This is a genomic window from Cryobacterium sp. Sr3 (genome assembly GCF_004402835.1).
Lineage (GTDB): Bacteria > Actinomycetota > Actinomycetes > Actinomycetales > Microbacteriaceae > Cryobacterium > Cryobacterium sandaracinum.
Map to the genome: position 1 here is coordinate 94,739 of NZ_SOFA01000033.1, position 20,777 is coordinate 115,515.

21 protein-coding genes and 4 pseudogenes are annotated in these 20,777 nt (G+C 62.0%); 18 read left to right on the top strand and 7 right to left on the bottom strand.

The window, feature by feature from the left end; genetic code table 11:
• Positions 1–7: 7 nt before the first annotated feature.
• The gene (locus E3N94_RS09435) at positions 8–472 is read right to left on the bottom strand and encodes a hypothetical protein (RefSeq protein ID WP_134570126.1); all 465 of its coding nucleotides are present in this window, start codon (positions 470–472) and stop codon (positions 8–10) included.
• A gap of 119 nt (positions 473–591) precedes the next feature.
• On the opposite strand from E3N94_RS09435, the gene E3N94_RS09440 reads away from it, so the two are divergent.
• The 9 genes and pseudogenes from E3N94_RS09440 (at position 592) to E3N94_RS09480 (ending at position 8,167) form a co-directional block, all read left to right on the top strand.
• Entirely contained in the window at positions 592–894 is a 303-nt protein-coding gene (locus tag E3N94_RS09440) for a hypothetical protein (RefSeq protein ID WP_206750952.1), read from the top strand.
• A gap of 268 nt (positions 895–1,162) precedes the next feature.
• Positions 1,163–1,510, top strand: a pseudogene (rpsF, locus tag E3N94_RS17585) (30S ribosomal protein S6); the annotation flags it as partial.
• Positions 1,511–1,726: 216 nt separating this feature from the next.
• On the top strand, positions 1,727–2,230 hold the full coding sequence (locus E3N94_RS09450; protein ID WP_104100662.1) for a single-stranded DNA-binding protein: 504 nt from the start codon (positions 1,727–1,729) through the stop codon (positions 2,228–2,230).
• A gap of 56 nt (positions 2,231–2,286) precedes the next feature.
• On the top strand, positions 2,287–2,550 hold the full coding sequence (gene rpsR, locus E3N94_RS09455; RefSeq protein WP_035835236.1) for a 30S ribosomal protein S18: 264 nt from the start codon (positions 2,287–2,289) through the stop codon (positions 2,548–2,550).
• An 8-nt stretch (positions 2,551–2,558) separates the two neighbouring features.
• Complete coding sequence (gene rplI / locus E3N94_RS09460; protein WP_104100663.1) at positions 2,559–3,008, top strand: 50S ribosomal protein L9; 450 nt, start codon at positions 2,559–2,561, stop codon at positions 3,006–3,008.
• Positions 3,009–3,451: 443 nt separating this feature from the next.
• Positions 3,452–4,843 carry a replicative DNA helicase gene (gene dnaB, locus E3N94_RS09465; protein ID WP_104100664.1) on the top strand — a complete coding sequence of 464 codons (1,392 nt, stop codon included), beginning with the start codon at positions 3,452–3,454 and terminating at the stop codon, positions 4,841–4,843.
• Between the two features lie 299 nt (positions 4,844–5,142).
• Positions 5,143–5,514, top strand: a complete 372-nt coding sequence (locus tag E3N94_RS09470; RefSeq protein ID WP_134375293.1) for a hypothetical protein — start codon at positions 5,143–5,145, stop codon at positions 5,512–5,514.
• Positions 5,507–5,833, top strand: a complete 327-nt coding sequence (locus E3N94_RS09475) for an ATP-dependent DNA ligase (protein WP_104100666.1) — start codon at positions 5,507–5,509, stop codon at positions 5,831–5,833. The genes E3N94_RS09470 and E3N94_RS09475 overlap by 8 nt, the downstream gene beginning before the upstream one ends.
• 249 nt (positions 5,834–6,082) lie before the next feature.
• Positions 6,083–8,167, top strand: a complete 2,085-nt coding sequence (locus tag E3N94_RS09480; protein WP_134342726.1) for a fructose-specific PTS transporter subunit EIIC — start codon at positions 6,083–6,085, stop codon at positions 8,165–8,167.
• Between the two features lie 204 nt (positions 8,168–8,371).
• Here E3N94_RS09480 and E3N94_RS09485 read toward each other — a convergent pair whose 3' ends face one another.
• The 5 genes and pseudogenes from E3N94_RS09485 to E3N94_RS09500 all read right to left on the bottom strand — a co-directional run bounded on the left by E3N94_RS09485 (position 8,372) and on the right by E3N94_RS09500 (position 12,620).
• On the bottom strand, positions 8,372–9,058 hold the full coding sequence (locus tag E3N94_RS09485) for a hypothetical protein (protein ID WP_134342725.1): 687 nt from the start codon (positions 9,056–9,058) through the stop codon (positions 8,372–8,374).
• 1,065 nt (positions 9,059–10,123) lie between these two features.
• Complete coding sequence (locus E3N94_RS17470) at positions 10,124–10,312, bottom strand: helix-turn-helix domain-containing protein (RefSeq protein ID WP_255453082.1); 189 nt, start codon at positions 10,310–10,312, stop codon at positions 10,124–10,126.
• A pseudogene (locus E3N94_RS17475) lies at positions 10,310–10,693 on the bottom strand (recombinase family protein); the annotation flags it as partial. The pseudogene E3N94_RS17475 and the gene E3N94_RS17470, both read right to left, overlap by 3 nt.
• 275 nt (positions 10,694–10,968) lie before the next feature.
• On the bottom strand, positions 10,969–11,967 hold the full coding sequence (locus tag E3N94_RS09495; RefSeq protein ID WP_134342723.1) for an acyltransferase: 999 nt from the start codon (positions 11,965–11,967) through the stop codon (positions 10,969–10,971).
• A gap of 218 nt (positions 11,968–12,185) precedes the next feature.
• Positions 12,186–12,620 (bottom strand): DUF1232 domain-containing protein, encoded by a 435-nt coding sequence (locus tag E3N94_RS09500; RefSeq protein ID WP_134570128.1) that lies wholly within the window; start codon positions 12,618–12,620, stop codon positions 12,186–12,188.
• A gap of 396 nt (positions 12,621–13,016) precedes the next feature.
• On the opposite strand from E3N94_RS09500, the gene E3N94_RS17590 reads away from it, so the two are divergent.
• From E3N94_RS17590 to E3N94_RS09520, 4 genes are all read left to right on the top strand, one after another.
• A complete protein-coding gene (locus tag E3N94_RS17590; protein ID WP_338145491.1) occupies positions 13,017–13,091 on the top strand; it encodes a hypothetical protein in 75 nt (24 codons plus the stop codon).
• A 90-nt stretch (positions 13,092–13,181) separates the two neighbouring features.
• A complete protein-coding gene (locus tag E3N94_RS09510; protein WP_134570129.1) occupies positions 13,182–13,658 on the top strand; it encodes a glycosyltransferase in 477 nt (158 codons plus the stop codon).
• A complete protein-coding gene (locus E3N94_RS09515; RefSeq protein WP_134342721.1) occupies positions 13,655–14,227 on the top strand; it encodes a GtrA family protein in 573 nt (190 codons plus the stop codon). The genes E3N94_RS09510 and E3N94_RS09515 overlap by 4 nt, the downstream gene beginning before the upstream one ends.
• An 87-nt stretch (positions 14,228–14,314) precedes the next feature.
• Positions 14,315–14,713, top strand: a complete 399-nt coding sequence (locus tag E3N94_RS09520; RefSeq protein ID WP_198411506.1) for an ester cyclase — start codon at positions 14,315–14,317, stop codon at positions 14,711–14,713.
• Positions 14,714–14,984: 271 nt separating this feature from the next.
• Here E3N94_RS09520 and E3N94_RS09525 read toward each other — a convergent pair whose 3' ends face one another.
• Positions 14,985–15,197: a hypothetical protein gene (locus tag E3N94_RS09525; protein ID WP_134401958.1), complete on the bottom strand. Its 213-nt coding sequence runs from the start codon at positions 15,195–15,197 to the stop codon at positions 14,985–14,987.
• Positions 15,198–15,662: 465 nt separating this feature from the next.
• Between E3N94_RS09525 and E3N94_RS09530 the strand changes: the two are divergent.
• The 5 genes and pseudogenes from E3N94_RS09530 to E3N94_RS09550 form a co-directional block, all read left to right on the top strand.
• A pseudogene (locus tag E3N94_RS09530) lies at positions 15,663–15,881 on the top strand (recombinase family protein); the annotation flags it as partial.
• Positions 15,882–15,936: 55 nt separating this feature from the next.
• Positions 15,937–16,314, top strand: a pseudogene (locus E3N94_RS09535) (transposase); the annotation flags it as partial.
• A gap of 1,583 nt (positions 16,315–17,897) precedes the next feature.
• Positions 17,898–19,055 (top strand): NAD(P) transhydrogenase subunit alpha, encoded by a 1,158-nt coding sequence (locus E3N94_RS09540; RefSeq protein ID WP_134570130.1) that lies wholly within the window; start codon positions 17,898–17,900, stop codon positions 19,053–19,055.
• Positions 19,055–19,378 carry an NAD(P) transhydrogenase subunit alpha gene (locus E3N94_RS09545; protein ID WP_104099771.1) on the top strand — a complete coding sequence of 108 codons (324 nt, stop codon included), beginning with the start codon at positions 19,055–19,057 and terminating at the stop codon, positions 19,376–19,378. Before E3N94_RS09540 ends, E3N94_RS09545 begins: the two co-directional genes overlap by 1 nt.
• Complete coding sequence (locus E3N94_RS09550; RefSeq protein WP_104099770.1) at positions 19,375–20,748, top strand: NAD(P)(+) transhydrogenase (Re/Si-specific) subunit beta; 1,374 nt, start codon at positions 19,375–19,377, stop codon at positions 20,746–20,748. Before E3N94_RS09545 ends, E3N94_RS09550 begins: the two co-directional genes overlap by 4 nt.
• The last annotated feature ends 29 nt before the right edge of the window (positions 20,749–20,777 follow it).

A 20,777-nucleotide genomic window follows, 5' to 3' on the forward strand; every position in this document is an offset into this window, starting at 1 on the left:
CGTTCGCCTACGACGTGGCGTTGCCGTTGACGCGACCGGCTGGGACACCATCAGCGATCGTGATCGGTACTTCTTGCGTTTGCGCGCCGTGGAGGCCACCAGAAAGTCCCAGCCCGTCTACTCTTATGAATCGGCTGCTGTTTTGTGGGGACTGCCCATCGTCGGCAGATTGCCCGACGAGGTCCACCTCATGGCTGCCGGTGAAACCGGCGTGCATTCGAAGAACGGGGTCACCTGGCACCACGACCGATTGCCCGACGAAGACGTCGTGGAGATCGAAGGGATGCTGGTCACGGGTCTGCTGCGTACGCTGATCGATGTTGCACGAACGGCAGGATTCCTGTCGGCAGTCGCCACGCTCGATTACGGAATGAAACCTAAATTCACCCTGCCGAACGGCATGGCTGCGCTCGGGATCGACCGCGACATTCTGCTTGATCGACTCGACTCCGACGGACAACCCGTGGGGCACGAGCCGCTCGGATCGCCATTGTCTTCTGCGACAGTCGATCCGGTTCGGTGGGCGAGTCCCTCAGCCGAGGACAGATTCACCTGTGCGGATTCCCGCCCCCCGAATTACAGGTGTCCTTCGTGCACGAGGACGGGCAGGAAGACATCACGGACTTCCGGTGGGTTCAGAAACAGAAGAACCGCACACTTCGCCTCCTCGGCGAATTCGACGGCAAAGTCAAGTACACGCGGGACGCCTTCATGAATGGGCGTACCAGTGAAGAAGCCGTGTGGTCAGAAAAGCTTCGCGAGGACCGGCTTCGCGGGACGGGGCACGGAATGGCGCGCTGGATCTGGGCGGTAGCGCTGCGCCGGGAGAGCCTGAAACGGCTCCTGCTCGCCGCCGGACTGCGTCCCGAACCAGGGAAATGCCCCAACAGGTGAAGCGACCGTCGCCGTTCGTGCCCAGAATCTCCGATAGCACGGCGATGGTCGGCACAGTCGGCGATACTCGCGACAGCGTTGACGGACTCGGCGGCGACGAGGGCGCCAAACGGGTGAACGGGCGGAGGCGGTGGCGGAGGGCCGCCGTTTCCGGTAGCCTTGGCAGGTTGTCTGTGCGCCGGATTCCCGGCCTCCGCTTACAACACATGCACAACCCTCCTGCTGCAGAGATTCTGCAGCCGTTTAGTCCGAAGGAGGTGGGTTAGTCATGCATCAGTACGAGTTGATGGTTATCCTCGATCCCGAGATAGATGAGCGCACCGTAGCTCCCAGCCTTGACAAGTTCCTCAACGTTGTTCGCAACGATGGTGGAACCATTGACAAGGTTGACGTTTGGGGTCGCCGCCGTCTCGCTTACGAGATCAACAAGAAGTCCGAAGGCATCTACGCCGTTGTCGACTTCACCGCCAACGCTTCTGCCACGGCCGAGCTCGACCGCCAGCTGAAGCTGTCGGAAGCCGTCATGCGCACCAAAGTGCTTCGCGCAGAAGAAGGCATTGCCCAGGTCGCCGTCGCGAGCAAGCTCGCCGCCGAGAAGGCCGCCCGCAAGGCAGCCAACCCGAAGGTAATCGCTGCGAAGGCTGAAGCCGCTGCTGCCGCCCCGACCGCCAAGGTCGCCGCGTCCGTGAAGCCCGCATCGGCAGCTGCTGCCGCCGCGGTCAAGGCTGCTCCGGCTAAGGTCGAAACCCCGGTTGTCGACGCTCCTGCCACGGCAGAAGCTGTTGCTCCCGCGCCGGCCGCGTCCGCCGACAAGGCAAGCGACAAGTAGCCCGTGGCCGGCGAGACCGTAATTACCGTGGTGGGCAACCTGACCAGCGACCCGGAGCTGCGGTACACGCAGAACGGGCTGGCGGTTGCCAACTTCACCATCGCATCCACTCCGCGCAATTTCGATCGCGCGACCAGTGAGTGGAAAGATGGCGAGTCGCTCTTCCTGCGCGCGAGCGTTTGGCGTGAATTCGCCGAGCACGTAGCTGGTTCACTGACCAAGGGTACCCGTGTCATCGCTTCCGGGCGTCTCAAGCAGCGTTCGTATGAGACGAAGGAAGGCGAGAAGCGAACGAGCATGGAGCTCGAGATCGATGAAATCGGTCCTTCGCTGAAATACGCCACCGCTCAGCTCACTCGCGCGCAGTCATCGTCTTCTCCTCGAGGCGGTGGCTCACCTGCCGTTGCCTCGAACGACGAGCCCTGGGCTGCCAGCGCCCCCGCCGCGAACACCGGTGGAGATGTCTGGAACACTCCGGGAAACTTCAGCGACGAGACACCCTTCTAAGCCGAGCCTTACAGGCTGTTGGCTGAAAAACACTTCTTTGAGAAAGTAAGGAAATCATGGCTGGAAAGTCGAGCGGCGACCGCCGCAAGCCGCTCCGCGGTGCTAAGGGTGGCAAGAATGCCGCTCCCGCGAAGTCGATCCGGGTTGGTGTCATCGATTACAAAGATGTCCCCACCCTCCGCAAGTTCATCTCCGAGCGTGGAAAGATCCGCGCCCGTCGTATCACCGGTGTTTCCGTTCAGGAGCAGCGTCTTATCGCCCGCGCCGTCAAGAACGCTCGCGAAATGGCGCTGCTGCCCTACGCCGGTTCAGGCAGGTAGGACACCTCATGTCAAAAATCATTCTGACGCACGAGGTCTCCGGCCTCGGTGCACCCGGTGACATCGTCGAGGTCAAGAACGGGTACGCCCGCAACTACCTCTACCCGCAGGGATTTGCTGTTTCCTGGACTCGCGGTGGCGAGAAGCAGATTCAGCAGATCAAGGCCGCTCGCGTAGCCCGCGAGCACGCCACCCTCGAAGAGGCGCAGGCTCTCAAGGCTGCACTCGAGAACGCCAAGGTCAAGCTGGTCGTCAAGGCCGGCGAAGGCGGACGCCTTTTCGGCTCCGTCAAGACCACGGATGTTGCGGATGCAGTTGCCGCAGCGGGTCTCGGTGCCCTCGACAGGCGCAAAATCGAGCTCAGCCCGATCAAGATGACGGGTGAACACCAGGCAACGGTTCGTCTTCGTGACGAACTGAGTGCGACCATCACACTGCTGGTGGTAGCTGCCAAGTAAGCTCTACAGCTTTACACCCGTGTGGCGGTGGGTTCCGAAAGGAACCCACCGCCACACCTGTTTAAGCGATGTCACACACCCAATCGGGGGTGATTTTAGTCCCAGAACATGAGGCGCTGTACACAGGTTTTCCCACACCTCGACAAGATTCAATACGTACTTTAGATAGGTTTTCCACACCACATTGTGAATAGAATTAATACCCGATCAAGCTGCATTTATGCGATAAAAAACTTAAGTTGTCCACAGTTGATTCCACAGCTTGTGCACAAGACACGCGGCGTTTCGCCCAGATTCTCCACAGGCTTATCCACAGGGCGGTTTGTTCTCTGCCGAGCCGGGTCCGTATGGTGGGCACGCGGCCGCAATCGAGGTGTGCACAGTGCCCGGCAGCGATGTCGGTGGGCCCTGATAGAACTGCACCACGAGTAAAGGAGGCACGAGTGTCGATCTCTCACTTGGGTCTTGCGGACAAGCGCGGGGCAGACTCACGCGGCGGACTGGAAGCCCGGCACACCGAGCGCACGCTCCCGCACGACCTCCTGGCCGAGCAGAGCGCGCTCGGCGGCATGATGCTGAGCAAGGATGCCGTCGCCGACGTCGTCGAGACCGTGCGCGCCGCAGACTTTTACATCCCCAAGCACGAGATCATCTTCGACGCGATTCTGTCGCTCTACGCGCAGGGCGAGCCGACCGACGTTATCGCCGTCACCGACGAGCTCACCAAGCTAGGCGAGCTGTCCCGGGCCGGCGGCGCGGATTACCTGCACACGCTCACGAGCCTCGTGCCGACCGCGGCCAACGCCGGTTTCTACTCTTCGATCGTCGCCGAACGCGCTCTCCTCCGGCGCCTCGTCGAGGTCGGCACCCGCATCGCGCAGATGGGTTACTCCGGTGAGGGCGAGGTGCTGGATCTGGTCAATACCGCCCAGGCCGAGGTCTATGCCGTCACGGGTGGCAGCGAAACCGAAGACTATGTGCCGCTGACCGACGCGGTCACAGCCGCGATCGAGGAGATCGAGGCTGCCAAGCTCAAAGACGGTCAGATGACCGGTGTTCCCACCGGCTTCGCCGATATGGACGAGCTCACCAACGGCTTCCATCCCGGCCAGCTGATCATCGTGGCGGCGCGTCCGGCGCTGGGTAAGTCCACGCTCGCCCTCGACTTCGCCCGGGCAGCCTCCATCAAGCACGACATGCCCAGCATATTCTTCTCCCTGGAAATGGGCCGCAGCGAAATCGCGATGCGTCTGCTCGCGGCCGAAGCATCCGTGCCCTTGCAGAGCATGCGCAAGGGCGCCGTCGACGCGCGCGACTGGACCACCATTGCCGCCACCCGCGGTCGCATCAACGACGCCCCGCTCTACATCGACGACAGCCCCAACATGACCCTGGTCGAGATCCGGGCCAAGTGCCGCCGGCTGAAGCAACGGGTCGGCCTCAAGATGGTCATCATCGACTACCTGCAGCTGATGACGTCGGGCAAGAAAGTCGAGTCGCGCCAGCAGGAGGTCAGTGAGTTCTCCCGCGCGCTCAAGTTGATGGCCAAGGAGCTTCAGGTTCCCGTTATTGCCCTCTCCCAGCTCAACCGTGGTCCCGAGCAGCGCGCGGACAAGATGCCGGCCATCTCAGACCTGCGCGAGTCCGGTTCGCTCGAGCAGGACGCCGACATGGTCATCCTGCTGCACCGCGAGAGCGCGTACGAGAAGGACAATCCGCGCGCCGGCGAGGCGGACCTGATCGTCGCCAAGCACCGTAACGGCCCCACGCGCACCGTCACGGTCGCGTTCCACGGCCACTACTCCCGCTTCGCCGATATGGTGCCGGGCGCCTGACACCCTTTAGGTTCCTGATCTACATGTCATAATCCTGATCTTGTTGTCCATCGCTTGTCAGTGATGACAACTAGCAAACCTCGAAAGTCGAAACAGCTTGGCGTGACTCGCCCACCGCGTCAGTCAGTAGCGGCCCTGTGGATGGACTGGAGCGCCGCACGGCTTCAACCTTCACTCGCGGGAATCGCCAGGGCCCGCCGGCGTCGGGGCAGCCTTTCGCGAGGCCAGCCTTCTCCCGCTGGCCTGCGCCGGTGGACCATCGGCGTGCGCGGGGCACAACAATCAGCTAGCATCACCGCATGAAGCGCATAACATATATCGGCGGCTCCATTGTCACGAGCAACAGCATCACATCAGCGCTTCTCGACTACGTCACCTCAGTGGCCGATAGCGACAATAGTGTGGCTGTGGATGTCACCGTGCTCGACGAGAACGACGAGACATCCGTGCACACGCTAACTCTCAGCCCAACCAGTCAATTCGACGTCGTCGATGTCGACGTCGAAGGGATGACGGAGGAAGATGAGGCGACGCGTTTCCCGTTACCTGAAATGCCGATGATCGGTATTACCGGCACCGTCGAAACCACAGGCGACGCTGGTCGGACGGCCAAGGACTTTAACCTTGTCGCTAACGAAATCGACAACGGACTTGGGAGCATTCATGGGTAAATTTATCTACGGGACTCCGTCGATCACCGTCGATTTCGACGACCGGGTGCTCGCTCACCTCAAGATCGTCATTTTGTCCAAGGTACGCCGAGGGGAAAGTTTCACATTTTCGTGGGAATACTCGGCGGCATCAGGACACGGTCACAGCACCATTTGGATCCACCCAACGATTCCGCTTCAATTCGACTTTTTCGGCAATAGGGAACCACTCCTAAACCGTGCTTGGGTCGAGGAATTGGTGCGTCTGTCAAACACACCAGGCGGCCTGCGGGTAACGCCGGAACCGGCCGAGTTGGAGACGCCCGCACGCGATCGATAATTGCCTGACTACTCCACCCTGGCTCCCGGCGTGAAGCCTGCCAGCGGGGTCAGGGCCAATGGATGCGTGACGTCGTGTCGATGGCCCGGATTGCGACGGACGCACTCGCCCTCAGGGGCTCCATCAGGTCAAAGGGCTAAGGCACGCACCCACTTTCGGGGCAGTGATAAACTTAGCTAAATTTATGAACTTGGGCTGTGGTGTCCGCGGAAGTTCCGGTCGGCCTCGCCCCGGAAGGACGGCTTAGCCATGTCCCAACCTCTCTTCGAAGCGAGCACGGTGCCACCGAGACTCTTGATTCTCGGGATCACCGCCTGCCCCACGGGCATAGCGCACACCTACATGGCGGCCGAGAAGCTCGAGAGCGCAGCGGCTGAGTTGGGCTACGAGATGAAGGTCGAGACGCACGGCTCGGTCGGCGTCGAAGGCACCTTCAGCCAGGACGACATCGACCGTTCGGACGCAATCGTGATCGCGGCCGACACCAAGATCGACGCCTCGCGCTTCGTGGGCAAGCGGATCGTCTCCGTCGGGGTCGCCGACGGCATTCACCGCCCCGCCGCCCTGATCCGGGACGCCCTCGCCGCCGAGCCGTCCACCGTCGGCGACAGTTCCAGCCGGGACGCCACGCCCTCGGGCAGCGGCAAGGCCGACTTCGGAAGCACCCTGTACCGCGCACTGATGAACGGCGTGTCGTACATGATCCCGTTCGTTGTGGTCGGCGGGCTCCTGATCGCCATCTCGCTCTCCTTCGGCGGCGAGGCGACCCCGAATGGGCTCGTCATCCCGGAGGGCAGTTTCTGGCTGACGCTCAACCAGATCGGCGGACTCGGTTTCACCCTGATGGTGCCGATCCTCTCTGGCTTCATCGCCTACGCCATCGCCGACCGGCCCGGGCTCGCACCGGGCATGATCTGTGGCTGGATCGCCACGACCGGGGCCTTCTACAATTCCGAATCAGGCGCCGGCTTTATTGGCGGCATCATCACCGGTTTCCTGGTCGGCTTCGTCGCCCTCGGCATCAAGAAAATTCCCGTACACCGCTTTATCAAGCCGATCATGCCGATCCTCGTGATCCCCGTGCTCACCACCGTGATCGTCGGCGGCGCCTTCGTGCTCGCCCTCGGCCAGCCGATCAGCTGGGTCTTCTCCAGCATGACCACGTTCCTCACCGGCCTGCAGGGTGGCAGCGCGATCGTGCTTGGCCTGATTCTCGGCGCCATGGTCGCCTTCGACATGGGCGGCCCGATCAACAAGACCGCATTCCTCTTTGGTGGAGCATTGATCGCGGAGGGGAACTCAGCCCCGATGGGCATGGTCGCCGCCGCGATCGCCGTCCCGCCGCTCGGGATGGGCTTGGCCACCCTGATCCGCGGCCGCTACTTTTCCAAACCAGAGCGTGAAGCCGGCATCGCCGCACTGTTCCTGGGATTCTTCGGCATCACCGAGGGCGCGATTCCGCTCGCCGCGGCCAAGCCGCTGCAGGTCATCCCGGCGAACATGATCGGTGGCGCCATGGCCGGAGGCATTGCCGCCCTGTTCGGGGTCACCAACTCCGTACCGCACGGTGGCCCAATCGTCGCCGTCTTCGGTGCGGTCTCCGGGGTGCCGATGTACTTCGCGGCCTTGCTCACCGGCGCCGTCGTCACCGCCCTCGTTTCGGTGCTGCTGCTCGGCATTTCCGCGCGCAAGTCGACCCGCCACGCTGCAGCGACGGGTGCGGCCACGGGCACCGCCGCCGGGGCTTCCGGTCCTGTCCCCGCGTTCACGGGCCCATCGGACGCGGATGCCGGCACGGTCGGCTCGGTCGCGTCCGAGTCCGAATCGTCGCCTATGCCCCCGGCGAAGAAGACGGTGCTCGACTATATCGACGAACGCACGATCGTGCTCGACGTCGAAGAGACCGACCGGGATGCGATGATCAGCACCCTCGCCGGCCTGATGAGCAAGACCGGCCGCGTCACCGACGAGACCCTGGTGACCCAGGCCGCCCTCGCCCGCGAGAAGCACGGCACGACGGGCATCGGCGACGGCATCGCGATCCCCCACGCAAAGTCGGACGGTGTAACCGCCCCGGTACTCGCCTTCGCCCGCAGCACGCAAGGCATCGACTGGAACTCAGCCGACGGCTCCAAGGCCACGCTGATCTTCATGATCGCCGTCCCGGAGGCGGAGGCCGGAACCGAGCACCTGAAGGTACTCGCCCAGCTATCCCGCGCCCTGATAAAGCCCACCTTCCGCGACGCCCTCCAGGCCGCCACGACCCCCGCGCACGTACTCGAGGCGCTGGCCCTGCAAGTCGGCGCGAAGACGGTCGCACCCGACGCGTTCTAGGAGCCTGCCGATGGTACGCATCGGCAAACCCGAGCGCTTAGCCTCCAGCAGACCAGAAACGCCGCGGCTTCGGGTCGAAAACTCAACGATTTCGGCCTGCCAGGTTGGGTGTCACGAAGGAACGTCTAGCGGGGCACTGGCTGATGTTTTCGTTTACCGAATTTGTTGTCGGGAACCGCGACTGATTCAGGTCGCTGCGGTCGGTCAGGCGATGCTCGTATAGCGGGAGCAGGCATCGAGCACCTTGTTGGCATCATGAGTTCCTGCGCGATTGATGCCTTGCGGACCGAAAATCGGAAACGGTAGATCTAGCCGGCGCCCATCGACAGTCTGAAAAATGCGGAGGGCCAGAACCGCGACGCTGATATTTCCTATTTCGACCATGTGTCGGCCGGGATGGGCGTAATCAATGTCGTTCCAGGGCAGGGCCATTTGAGGGACATCGGTTCGTCCGCGACCCCAAAGCTCGATTCCTTTCGGTCCGAGCGTGACCACGAAATGCTGGCGCAGTCGCGGTCGGTCGGTCCCAATCGTCTTCAGGGCGTCGATGAGTGCCGGGGTGCGCTGCGTCATGAAGACAAAGGCGTCGGGTCGAACCGCCTTTGCCGCTCGCAACTTGGCGCGCTGGAATACGGCGGTGCCCAAGAAAATCAGGGCGACAAGCACTCCAAGCCCCACCAGCCCGATCCGGCCTGTTTGTTGGAACGACATTCGATCGGCGAACTGGCCATCTGCGCCAACCAACAGGTCGCTGAGGACCACGGCGATGAACCCGATCGCGATGATTGCAAGGCCCCAGATCCCGATCTTCATTGGCAGCGAGGTGGGCACGTCGACGAACCGCACGGCATTGCCGAGCGACGACGTGTTGACTACCGCTCCAGAGGTCATGAGCCGAGCCTACCCATGGGGTGACCCGGAGCGGTAGCAACAACAGGGGTCGGAAATCACACGCCGTTAGGGCTGGTGATGCGGTCATGACGCGGCAGCATTGCTGCTCACCAAGGTGATGAGGGCAGCGGTGAGATTGCGTCCGGCAACCCTTGAGACACTAGGCACCGCCCAATTCGCCAAATGCAGTCAGATTCATGTGTGGGGTGTCTCGTAACCTCGGTGTGTCGAAACACATGAGATGTAAGACGACTCGAAGCCCGATAATGCGACATCGAGCTTCACAGGGCGCCGCCATTTATCTCCAAACTCCACAGAAACCCTGCCAGATAGGGTTCAAGCTCGATCTTCTTGGCACTGACACGCAAGGGTCTCAGACCCTGCTCATTAAAGGATTCGTCACCCCTCCGCCCGGCGTGAGCGCTCCTTGGGTAGTTCGAGGCCGTGTTTGGCAATTACGGCCTCCGCTTGCTCTTTGTAATCAACCCGTATGAAGCGCCTCGAGAAGGCCCATTTGATCCACGGCTCCTGGCTGTCGTGAAAACTCGCGTGTGCCGCGAACTCGCGTCGAACTCGCTGATGTCACTGCCAGCTGCGCGGAGATGATCGCCGTTGAGCAGTTCAGACTCCAGCTCTGACCAAACTAAGCCAGCAAAGTAGGCCACGAAGAAGCTCGCCGCTCCCACCTGCCAGGAATGTCTGGCTATGAACTGCGAGGGTAACCGCGCTGTCGCGTCGAAAAGCGCGTCGACCGCTGGCGCGAGCCTTTCAATTTGGCGTCGTTTCACCGCGCTCGTGTTTGGGTGATGAGTTATGTATTCGTCGGGAAGCAATGCCGGAGCGAGCATCGCTGCCTTCTGAAATGCGAAGATGACCTCATCGATCTGCTGGCGATCACGGATGAGCCGTGATTTTTTGGCCTCCAATCGGGCGTAGCAAAGTACTCTACGACGAGAGTCGTGATGAGAGCGACGAGCACGGGAACGTCGATTTTGCTGAAGGCGTCAGCTATTTCATTCGGGATCATGGGCAAATCTTTTGCATCAGGTTCGTCGATCTTGCGTTCTACTCGTCTGCACCTGGAGCAGGGTCAGCCCGTCGTGGAGGCAGAATGCGGTACAGGCTCGATTTCGTGATGCCGGTCTTAGAAACAATGTCGGGGATTGTGTGCCCCGCGTTGCGCAGGTGATCAGCGTAGGCGAGTTTTGTGGGATCCACGACGCTGGGGCGCCCGATGCGCCGGCCCTTGCTCATCGCAACTGCACGGGCATGGGCGGCACGTTCGAGCGAATAGATGCGCTCCATCTGTTCGAATAAGGCGAGCATGACTACGGCTAGCTGCGACATCGAATCATCCGGATTGGCGGAGTCGACCCGAATCGGATCGGCTAGGTTTCGTTCCCCGACGCCACGTTTGCGCAGGTCGTGGATCATGTTTAGCGTGTCTCGAACAGTTCGGCCGAGACGGTCCAGGGTGTGCACCACGATTACATCGCCGTATCGAGCGACTTTGAGAGCCGCCGTTAGCCCCGGTCGGTTTGTCGTCGAGCCTGATTTCTTGTCGACGTAGACCTGATCGGCGGGGATCCCGACGGCGCCGAGCGCGTCGAGCTGCCGGTCGAGGTCTTGCTTGGCAGTCGAGACGCGAGTTTAGTTAATATCCACAGCGGCCGTACCGGAAGTCGTTTTTGTACGAGAGAAACGAAAGACCTTTTCGAACCTAACTTTTGGAACGAATTTCCACAGCGTGTCGAAATTCTAAACTCCGCCGTAGGAGGCGTTCCACTTTCAAGGATATGGAACGGTTCGGCTTCGAGGCTTTACGTTCAGTTCGGCACTCGGATTGAAAGTCGTTGCGGCGTCCGCGGCGCAGCGTTCCGAGCTCGCATGTTTACGCCATTCTCCTCTGGTCAGTGTGCTGGCTTGAGGCCGGTGATAGCGCGGCTGTGGGGGAGGCGCAGCAACAGCAGTCCCACCGGCCAAGCGATTCCGATCGTGAGCAGGTAGACCACGGGTTTCGATAGACCCAATGAGTGGAGGCCTGTGACCACCGCAGGGTGGATAAAGAGCACCGTTAATGACGCCCGGGCAAGTTGAGTGACCGCTCGCGAGAGCTGGCCAATGCCGCCGACTCGGCTCTTTCGTCTGACACTGGGTTTGGCATCCTCCCCAACAGAATCGCCGCCCAGCAGACCCTCTGTAATGAGAATGAAGCCGAAGGAAAGTGCGACGGCCACCACTATGCTCACGACCGGGGTACCCACATCGAGCCGCTTCAAATCAAGCGGCTGCGACCATCCCAGAACGATGAGGGTAAAGGAAACCGCAAGCAACACGACACCAGTGACAATCGGGTGCCGCACCATACCCCGGGCCCGCCGCATCGAACGCCCGGCAACGATGAAGATGATGCACGCAAGGGCGAGCCCCAGGCTCAACGGCAGGAATCGTGCAGGATGTCCCGGGATGTACGCCGCCGCGATGAAAAGTATCGCGGCGATGGCCCACTGCCCGGGTAGCGGCAACCGTGACACAGGCCAATAGATGACAGCGGCGAAGAACAACGCTGTCACAAACCACATCGCCCAAAAGGGCCCATCGGTCGCGAACTGGCCGCCCCAGAGAAGGTGCGCGAGCCTGATCGGATCGAAGCCGCCCTCCACACTTTCGGTCCCTAAGGTGACCGTTCCAAGCAGCACGAGCCAGACCGCGTAGGGGATGAGGAGGGACCTGACCCGGTTCCTAACCTCCCGGTTGAACGACCGACCGACCTTCCAGAGATAACCGGAGAGCAAAAAAAAGATCGGTACATGCCAACTGTAAAGAAATGGTCGTGCTGGACCGTCTACCCAGATGTGGCCGGCCACGATTGCGAGCATTGCGAACACGCGCACAGCGTCGAGGGACACGGAGCGGCCTCCGTGGAAGCCAGCACGGACGCGCGCTCCCGTCGATAGGAATTTTTTCTCGTTGGTCCCACCGTCGTCTTGCCCGCTACTGCTGATAGATCTTCCTCCCAATATTCACTGGCAAGTCGTCATCGTTCGACCATGGACGAGGACATAGGTGATGTCCAACAAACTGTCCAGCGCAACTATCGGTGCGGATGCATCGTACCTTCGGCGCCTCAAACCCCATGATGATCAGATGCCTCCCCTTGGTGCAGGCCAGCTAGTCGCAGTACCGCGGCTAGTCTTTCTGGCGCACCAGGCCAGTGGCGTTTGATCGCGACGCTACCTGCTTGTTGGGTCGCGAACTGCAGCGCGATCGCGACAATAAGGGCGCCGTCAGCATATCCCAGAACCGGGATGAAGTCAGGGATCACATCAATGGGAAATAGAAGGTGAAAGAGAAGAATGTGGAGCCATATTCGCACGCCCATGGACACTGAATGATCGCTCGCGAGCCGCCGAAGGAGATGCGAAGTATCGGGCACGAGCCGCAACAAATCCTTGAGCGATGCACCTCTTAGGTGACGCGTGGATTCAATCCAGAGGAAAAGCACGAGCGCGAGCCAGAAGAGTGCGAGGCTTCCCAGGGCGCTAGCGCGAACTGCCACCATTCAGTCATCATTCACGCCCCCCGTGACGAAAACCACGAGCGTCTTAGCGTTCGTCGCAGCAAAGTATTCCAACTCCAATCGCATTCCAACCGACTATCACCCACTTCCTCGTCGGCCTTGGCGGTTATTGCTGTGAACCGAGATGGGGTCCACCAGTTGTACCGACTCAAGTGTGTCCCACTCGGCGCTGCTTGGCGTTTGTCGAGCCGACCGCTGGTGAGCCCGCCCTTGACACGGGCGTCGATGGCTCTCTCGGTGAGCGTTGGCTCTCTCACTTTCTTCTCACGGTGGTGTCAATAGCGTCAGTTTTATGACAAAGATGGCAATAACTATCAGGGGCCTGTTGCGGTCCTTCGGTTCCCGGCGGCGTTAGCCGACCTCGCTCTCGAGGTGCCGATGGGAGAAGTATTCGGGTTGCTCGGGCACAACGGGGCGGGCAAGACCACGTCGGACTGGCGTAGCTCGCGATAATCATCACCGCCCACCGGCTCTACCTCGCCTCCCGCTAGCGGCGAACAAGAACGCTCGCCTCGCCCCGGACAGGAAAGGAATGACCCGCTGATGGCCGTTTCGATCGTGATACCCACCTACAATGTGGCACCGAGCATCGCTGAGCTCGCCGCACGGATTAGTGACGCCACAACCAATTACGACGCGGAAATCATCTTCGTCTCTTCGGACGACACACCGCAGGTAATAGTTCACGTCGGCAACACCGCCCGCCTCCCCGTCCGCATCATCCACCGAAGTACACCCACCGGCGGCTTAGCGGGCGCGGTCCTCGAGGGCATTGCCGCCAGCGACGGGAAGGGGTGCATCGTGATGGACGGCGATCTGCGGCACCCTCCCGAGATGATTCCGATTCTGCTAGCCGCAGCTGCTAGCGAACACGAAGATGTGGTTGTCTCCTCCCGGAACCTTGACGACGGTTCATCCGGCGGGCTCGCAGGCGCATCCCGCCATATCGTCTCCACCGCAGCAAACCTCCTGGCACGCGCAATGCTCCCGTCAGGCTGCAGAACTGCACTGACCCGATGACAGGCTTTTTCGCCGCACACCGCGCCACCATAGATATATCAGCGTTGCAGCCACGAGGATTCAAAATACTGCTCGAGATTCTGGCCCGCAATACGGTCACCGTGGTGGAGGAACCGTTCGTTTTCGACGAACGACAAGCCGGTGTATCCAGAGCCGACTTCCAGCAAGGGGTCCGCTTCGTCACGCAACTTGCCGCACTCCGCTTCGGTCACCTTTCCGGCTTCGTCAACATCGGCGCAGCTGGCGCGGTAACGAACCTGCTCATCATGGCAGGACTGCAGGCTCTCGGCGTGTGGTACATCGCTGCTGCAATCATCTCTGCAGCCGTCACAATCGTCGGCAATTTCCTCCTCCAAGAGCGATTCGACTTCCGAGACCTCCGAGGACCTGCCGCATCCGGATGTATCCGATTTGCCCGATCCTTCGCCCTCAACGGCGTCGAGGCGACGGTTCGCACCGCTGTGCTCTGGGCCGTCGTCGAGACAACGACACTGCCAGGAATTGCAATGCAGGCCGTCCTCATCGGCATCGGATTCATGCTCAGATTCTTTCACCACTCCCAACGTTGAACGTCAACGGCGGTATGGTCACCTCGTGGCCCACACAAACCCATCCATGATTAATTCTGGGAAGAGAGCGAACACATGAGTCAAGAAGTGAATATTGCTGCACAGCAGAAGTTTGGTGACGCCGTGAACAGCGGAGAACTCGACCTTCTCAACGACCTCGTGGCCGAAGACGCAGTCGACAACGACCCGGCCCCGGGCCAGGGCCCGGGCCACGCAGGCTACAAAGCGTTCTTTGGCGAGATGATTGCCGCTTTCCCCGACCTGCACATCGAAGTCGAGCGCCTCGTCGCGAACGACACCGACGTCGCATTCGCGTACACTCTCACCGGCACCCACCAGGGCCCTCTCATGGGCCACCCGGCTAGCGGGAAAACGATGTCTGTTCGTGGCATGCAAATCAGCCGGTTCGAGAACGGGAAACTTGTCGAGCGTTGGGGTAGCAGCGACGAACAGGGCATGCTCCAACAACTCGGCCTGGCACCGTAACCTGCGATAACTGGCGTGCCTAATCAGAAGGAGTAGGGCGGAGGACGCTTATTTGACTATGGTTTATGACGCGAGACGGCCTTGATCGCGCACTGGGCACGCAGGCAGAACTGTACTGGTGTGCCTGGTAGCGCCTCCGATCCGTCAACGCTGGCGCGTAGGTAGGGGTGGCTCGTAAATTCGTTGCCGCTACCAACATTGCGCGTATCGTTTCGCCGCGCGTTTTGTTGGTCTTATGAGGACGAGCTGACCTAGCGGATCTCACGGGTAATCAGCTGACGGAGGCTTCTGCGGCGCTGCGAGGTGACGGCCCAGGCAGTGGACACAGCACGATGAATTTTGTTGTACCCGCCTGTTCGTTGAGTGCGGCGGCGTGGCTCCATAGGAAGATCCATATTTTGACCATGGCTGTGTCGGCCGACGACGGCATTGCAAACTTGTACATGCAGATTGCATAGGTTTCGGTGACGGAGGCGTCATACAAGGGGCCGAAGGCGAGTGCGTCACCGGCGGCTACTTGTTCGAGAAGCAAATGGTCGCCGGCACCGTCACGGGGGGACGCGGCTCCGTCTCGGCGGTGGCCATGGTGCGGTCCCGGACGCTCGAATGACGAGTGTAGACAAGGCACTCCCTGGATGTGGTGAGTGAATCCGCTGACAGGGCCTAGAGCAACGCAGAAAATCTATGTGACCCAAATGGGGTGTGTCAAGCCGGTTGATGACTCAGAAATCGGTCACAAATAACTTCCGAAACAACGCCCTTGACCATTGAGACTCACAGGCCTCGGTTTCAGCATCTGCAGGATATTAGTAATTCTCGTCAATTTGGCTTGCGCGCTGATCCTTTGCAACACGTGAAATGCCTGGCGGATTATGTGACAAATTTCGGGTTTCTGGGCGATACGGACGTGATGTCACGTAATCGAACGTTTAGATGACAGGGGTCGAGCATGCACGTCGGATGCATGCGCGTGTCAAAAGCTGATGGTTCGCAGAGCACTGATCTACAACGAGACGCACTCCTGGCTGCCGGCGTCCCTGCAGGGGATCTCTACGAGGACCGGGTATCCGGCAAGAAGGACGGACGGCCACACCTGGCGGCCCGCCTGAAGGCGCTGCGTCATGGTGACACGCTCCTGGTTCGGAAGCTGGACCGGCTCGGCCGAGACCACGATCATCCCGACCTCGGGCCCGGGGCGGCAATCGACACCACCACTGACCGTGCGGGTCGTGGGCTACACGATCGACGACGGACGCGACAACCCTGACGCCGACCGGCTGCTGACCACGATCCTTGATCCGGCCGAGGCCTCCGCGGAAGAACTCGCGACCGTGTATTCCGAACGGTGGGAGATCGAGTCCGTGTTCGACGAGCTGAAGTCTCACCAACGCGGTCCGCGCATGGTGATGCGGTCCAAATTCCCCGACCTGGTCAAGCAGGAAATCTGGGGGCACCTCTGTTGCCACTACGCGATCCGCACCCTCATGGTCGAGGCCGCCCAGCATGCTCACCGCGACCCTGACCGGGTCTCCCTCATCGCCGCACTCCGCATCGCCCGCCGTTCCGTGACTCAGGGCGCTTTTTTCCCCTCCGCGCCCTGACTACGCCAAAGCGGTCTGGCGCCATGCGGTACGCGCCCTGATCCGACGGCTGAACCCCGCGCGACGACGGCGTTCAAACCCTCGCGTCATCAAACGCAAGGTCTCAAAATGGCCCGCCAAACGCTTCCACCACGCGCACTGGCCACAACCCCTCCACGAGCCAGAAATCGCCACTCAACCGCTTTAATGAACGATATTGGGCTTGATAACTCGAACCACCGGCCGTCGGCTTCAAAGATCCGAAATAACGCCCTTCGAATTGGCACCGCAACCTCGCAGCGAGGGAAGTTTTCACGGTGAGTGCTTTCGTCGCAGAGACCGCCGCCGGGAACACTCTTGCCCGGATTGCACAGGACGCCGGATTCGGAAGAACCACGCTTTCTCGGCAATTTAAGGAACATGGAATCCAGCCACCTCCTTGTGGTCGTCGCCCGAAAGACATTTCACGGGAGTTTCCCGTGCGGCACTACGTCGACCAGGGTGAGTCCGCCCGGGAAATTGCAGCGATCCTCGGGATGAGCCCGAGTGCTGTCCTCCGTAGACTCCGTCGGGAAGGCATCCAAACGCGTCCAAGAGGCGGCGCGAGGCTCATACCAGTTCAACTTCGTGCTTCGGACTCACGGGTGGACTCGCCTTCCGCCGAAAAGTTGGTCGTGACACGCCCCACTCTCGATTCTGGCATCGAGAGACGACGCATTTCGTAGCAGGCATGGAGCGTCCAAGCGCTAACGATGCAGCGGGTCTAGCTTCTTACAAGTTTCTGCTGCAGTGGATGTTGCATTAGTCGGTGTGCCGACTGGCGGCTGTGGAACGGTCACGATGGATCGAGTTGTGTGTCCTTCCGGATCCTTCTTGGCGCGAGCTCTCCGACACAACAAGATGATTGAGTTGACAACCACCGTGCCCAGGCCAATGACATAGCCAGGGATCCACCAGGCGCTCGACCGGTCCTCCGATCCCGGTGAAGTTGACGCAGCCGCGATGAAGCTCGCGCCCAGCGAAACGAACATCAGAGTTCCACCGGCCGTTAGCACGCCAACTTGAATCCGGTCAGCAGTTAATGTCCATGAAGAAGATGCTTTGACATAGTTTCTGATCAGCTGCGATCTCACTTCGCTGAGGGCGCTTGGTCTGGACCAGAGAGCTTCTCAATCGCAGACGTGAGTCGTTCAATTCGACCTAGACCGACGTTCGGCATGAAGGCGCCACCGACTGAGACGCCTATCGCGACGGCGGCTGTGATTGAAGCCACGATGCTCGGAATTTCCTCAACTGCTCACATGCCATAAGGGTATTGCCGGGTGATCTCACCCCTTGACCACCTGCAGGACAAGGTTGAGACACGGTCGAGGATAGTGACAGGAAGACGGGGATTGGCGCGGTGACAGGTGCACAGAATTCGCCGTGATTTCGGCAGTAGCCAATGACAACTGAGTCAGGAACCTACACACCCGCCGCAACGCGGTCATATTCTCCGGGCGGCACGCGAATCCCACTACGCTACGAACGGGGACGAAAGTGCCGTGCAAGCGTTCGGATCGGTCCGTTCTCGCTCGTGGCCGTTCGCCACGAAGGAGACGCGCGTGAGAGTCGGCATCGGACGAGAACGCCTGCAGGGTGAGCGCCGCGTCGCGGCGACCCCCGAGACAGTGACCCAGCTCACAACCCTTGGACTCGAGGTCCTGGTTGAGTCTGGTGCGGGCGCCCCTTCCGGTCACGGCGACGCCGCCTACACGGATGCCGGTGCCGCCGTTGTGCCGCACCTCACCCCGGGCGACCTCGATGTCTACTGCCACGTGCGCCCCCTCGCCCCGGAGTTCGCGGCTGCTCTCCGCCCCGGCACGATTACGGTCGGCCTGGCGTCGCCGGCCTCCGAGCTGGCCACGGTCGCCGCCCTGGCCGCGGCCGGCGCGACGGCCTTTGCCCTCGAACTGGTTCCGCGCATCTCGCGCGCCCAGTCGATGGACGCGCTCACTAGCCAATCGCTGGTCTCCGGCTATCGCGTGGTGCTCGAGGCGGCCATCCGATTCCCCCGCTTCTTCCCGCTCTACATGACCGCGGCCGGTACGATTCCGCCGGCTCGAGTGCTCGTGCTCGGGGCCGGCGTGGCCGGACTGCAGGCAATCGCCACGGCCAAGCGCCTTGGTGCCCGGGTCTCGGCCTACGACGTGCGCCCGGCCTCGGCCGATGAGGTCACCTCCATGGGTGGCACCTTCGTCGACCTCGACCTGGACGCCGTCGAGGGTACGGGTGGCTACGCCCGGGAGCTGAGCGTAGACCGTGCCGTGCGCCAGCGCGAACTGCTTGCACCCTACGTGGCCGCAGCCGACGTCATGATCACCACGGCGGCCATCCCCGGTCGCGCGGCCCCGCTTCTCGTCACGCACGAGATGGTGGCCGCGATGCGTCCAGGCTCGGTCGTGATCGACCTGGCCGCCGAGACCGGCGGGAACGTCGAGGGTGTTCTCGCCGGTGTGGACACCCTGGTGCCCACCCAGGTCGGTGACGGCTCCGTCACGCTCGTGGGCATGAAGGACGCCCCCTCCACGATGCCGGCGGACGCCTCGCGGCTTTTCGCCAAGAACGTGGCCAACCTGCTCGCTTTGATGACCGTCGACGGCACGGTGACGCCCGACTTCACGGACGAGGTCGTCGCCGGGGCCTGCCTGACGCATGACGGCACCATCCGGCACGAACCCACGGCCGCCGCCGTGGCCGCCGCCGTGACAGGAGAACACTGATGGATCCAATCACCCTGCTGACCGTCGTCGTGCTGGCGGTCTTCGTCGGCTTCGAGGTCGTCTCGAAGGTCTCGAGCACCCTGCACACCCCACTGATGAGCGGGGCGAACGCCATCCACGGCATCATCCTGATCGGAGCCATCATCGTCGCCGGGCAGACCCTGGAGCCGTGGCTGCTCGCGGTCGCCCTGCTCGCCGTGGTGATGGCCACCGCGAACCTCGTCGGTGGCTTCGTCGTGACCGACCGGATGCTCAAAATGTTCGCCCCCCGCAAACCGGCCGGCGCCGGCCCGAAGACCGATCCGAAGGACGCGACGAAATGAGCCTGCTCAGCCCCGAGTGGACCAGCCTGCTCTACCTGATCGCCGCGGTCTGTTTCATCTTGGCCCTGCGCGGGCTCTCCTCGCCGAAGACCGCCCGCCGCGGCAACCTGATCGGGGCCGCCGGCGCGCTGCTGGCCGTGATCACCGTCTTCCTCTCCGCCCGGATCGAGAACATCCCGGCCATCCTCATCGCCATCGCGGTGGGGTCGGCGATCGCCGCCCCCATCTCGCGGCGCGTGGAGATGACGCAGATGCCCCAGCTCGTCGCGCTGTTCAACGGCGTCGGCGGCGGTGCCGCGGCACTGGTCGCCATGCTGGAGCTCGGCAGCACCGACAGCCCGTGGAGCAAGGTGGCCGTGGTCTTCACGATGCTCATCGGCGCCGTCTCGTTCTCCGGCTCCGCGGTCACCGTCGGCAAGCTGCAGGGTCTGATCAGCTCCAGGCCTCTCATCTTCCCGGGCCTCGCGATCGTGATGGGCGGCATCGTGCTGGCCGCCCTTGTGGCCGGAGGCTTTGTCGTCGCCACCGGTGCGGCCGGTTGGGCTATCGGTCTGCTCGTGCTGGGACTGCTCGTCGGGGCGCTGCTCGTGCTCCCCGTCGGTGGGGCCGACGTGCCGATCGTGATTTCCCTGCTCAACGCCTTCACCGGGCTGGCCGTCGCGGCCTCCGGCATCGTTCTCGGCAACCTGCTCCTTGTGGTGGCCGGCACCCTCGTGGGCGCCAGCGGCACGATCCTGACCCGGGCGATGGCATCCGCCATGGGTCGCGGCGTGAACGGAATCCTGTTCGGGGCGTTCAAGGGCGGTTCCACCGCCGGGTCGACCGCCCAGAGCGACCGGCCCGTGCGCAGCTCCAATGCGGAAGACGTCGCGGTGCTGCTCAACTACGCCCAGCGCGTGGTCATCGTGCCCGGCTACGGCCTCGCCGTGGCGCAGGGCCAGCACACCATCGCCGAACTCGCCACCACCCTCGAGGCGCGCGGTATCGAGGTCGTCTTCGCCATCCACCCGGTGGCCGGGCGCATGCCCGGGCACATGAACGTGCTTCTCGCCGAGGCGAATGTGCCCTATGAGGCGCTCAAGGAGATGGCCGAGGTCAACCCCGAGTTCAAGAACACGGATGTCGCCCTCGTCGTCGGCGCCAACGACGTGGTCAACCCGGCCGCGAAGACGTCGCCCGGCTCGCCGATCTACGGCATGCCGATCCTCGACGTCGGTGATGCCCGGCAGGTGGTGTTCCTCAAACGGTCGATGCGTCCCGGTTTCGCCGGCATCGAGAACGAGCTGCTCTACGACCCGAAGACGACGCTGCTGTTCGGCGACGCCAAGGACTCTCTGACGAAGGTGCTCGGCGCGGTCAACGCGCTCTGAGTTCGGTGCCCGCCCGGCCCCGGCGCACA

What these genes read in the sequence shown, in the direction of transcription:
- E3N94_RS09500 (WP_134570128.1), bottom strand. Translation starts at nt 12,620, where the DNA reads ATGGTGGCAGTTCGCGCTAGCGCCCTGGGAAGCCTCGCACTCTTCTGG.
- E3N94_RS09480 (WP_134342726.1), top strand. Translation starts at nt 6,083, where the DNA reads ATGTCCCAACCTCTCTTCGAAGCGAGCACGGTGCCACCGAGACTCTTG.
- rpsR (WP_035835236.1), top strand. Translation starts at nt 2,287, where the DNA reads ATGGCTGGAAAGTCGAGCGGCGACCGCCGCAAGCCGCTCCGCGGTGCT.
- E3N94_RS09550 (WP_104099770.1), top strand. Translation starts at nt 19,375, where the DNA reads ATGAGCCTGCTCAGCCCCGAGTGGACCAGCCTGCTCTACCTGATCGCC.
- E3N94_RS09545 (WP_104099771.1), top strand. Translation starts at nt 19,055, where the DNA reads ATGGATCCAATCACCCTGCTGACCGTCGTCGTGCTGGCGGTCTTCGTC.
- E3N94_RS09485 (WP_134342725.1), bottom strand. Translation starts at nt 9,058, where the DNA reads ATGACCTCTGGAGCGGTAGTCAACACGTCGTCGCTCGGCAATGCCGTG.
- E3N94_RS09510 (WP_134570129.1), top strand. Translation starts at nt 13,182, where the DNA reads ATGGCCGTTTCGATCGTGATACCCACCTACAATGTGGCACCGAGCATC.
- E3N94_RS17470 (WP_255453082.1), bottom strand. Translation starts at nt 10,312, where the DNA reads ATGAGCAAGGGCCGGCGCATCGGGCGCCCCAGCGTCGTGGATCCCACA.
- E3N94_RS09470 (WP_134375293.1), top strand. Translation starts at nt 5,143, where the DNA reads ATGAAGCGCATAACATATATCGGCGGCTCCATTGTCACGAGCAACAGC.
- E3N94_RS09515 (WP_134342721.1), top strand. Translation starts at nt 13,655, where the DNA reads ATGACAGGCTTTTTCGCCGCACACCGCGCCACCATAGATATATCAGCG.
- rplI (WP_104100663.1), top strand. Translation starts at nt 2,559, where the DNA reads ATGTCAAAAATCATTCTGACGCACGAGGTCTCCGGCCTCGGTGCACCC.
- E3N94_RS09475 (WP_104100666.1), top strand. Translation starts at nt 5,507, where the DNA reads ATGGGTAAATTTATCTACGGGACTCCGTCGATCACCGTCGATTTCGAC.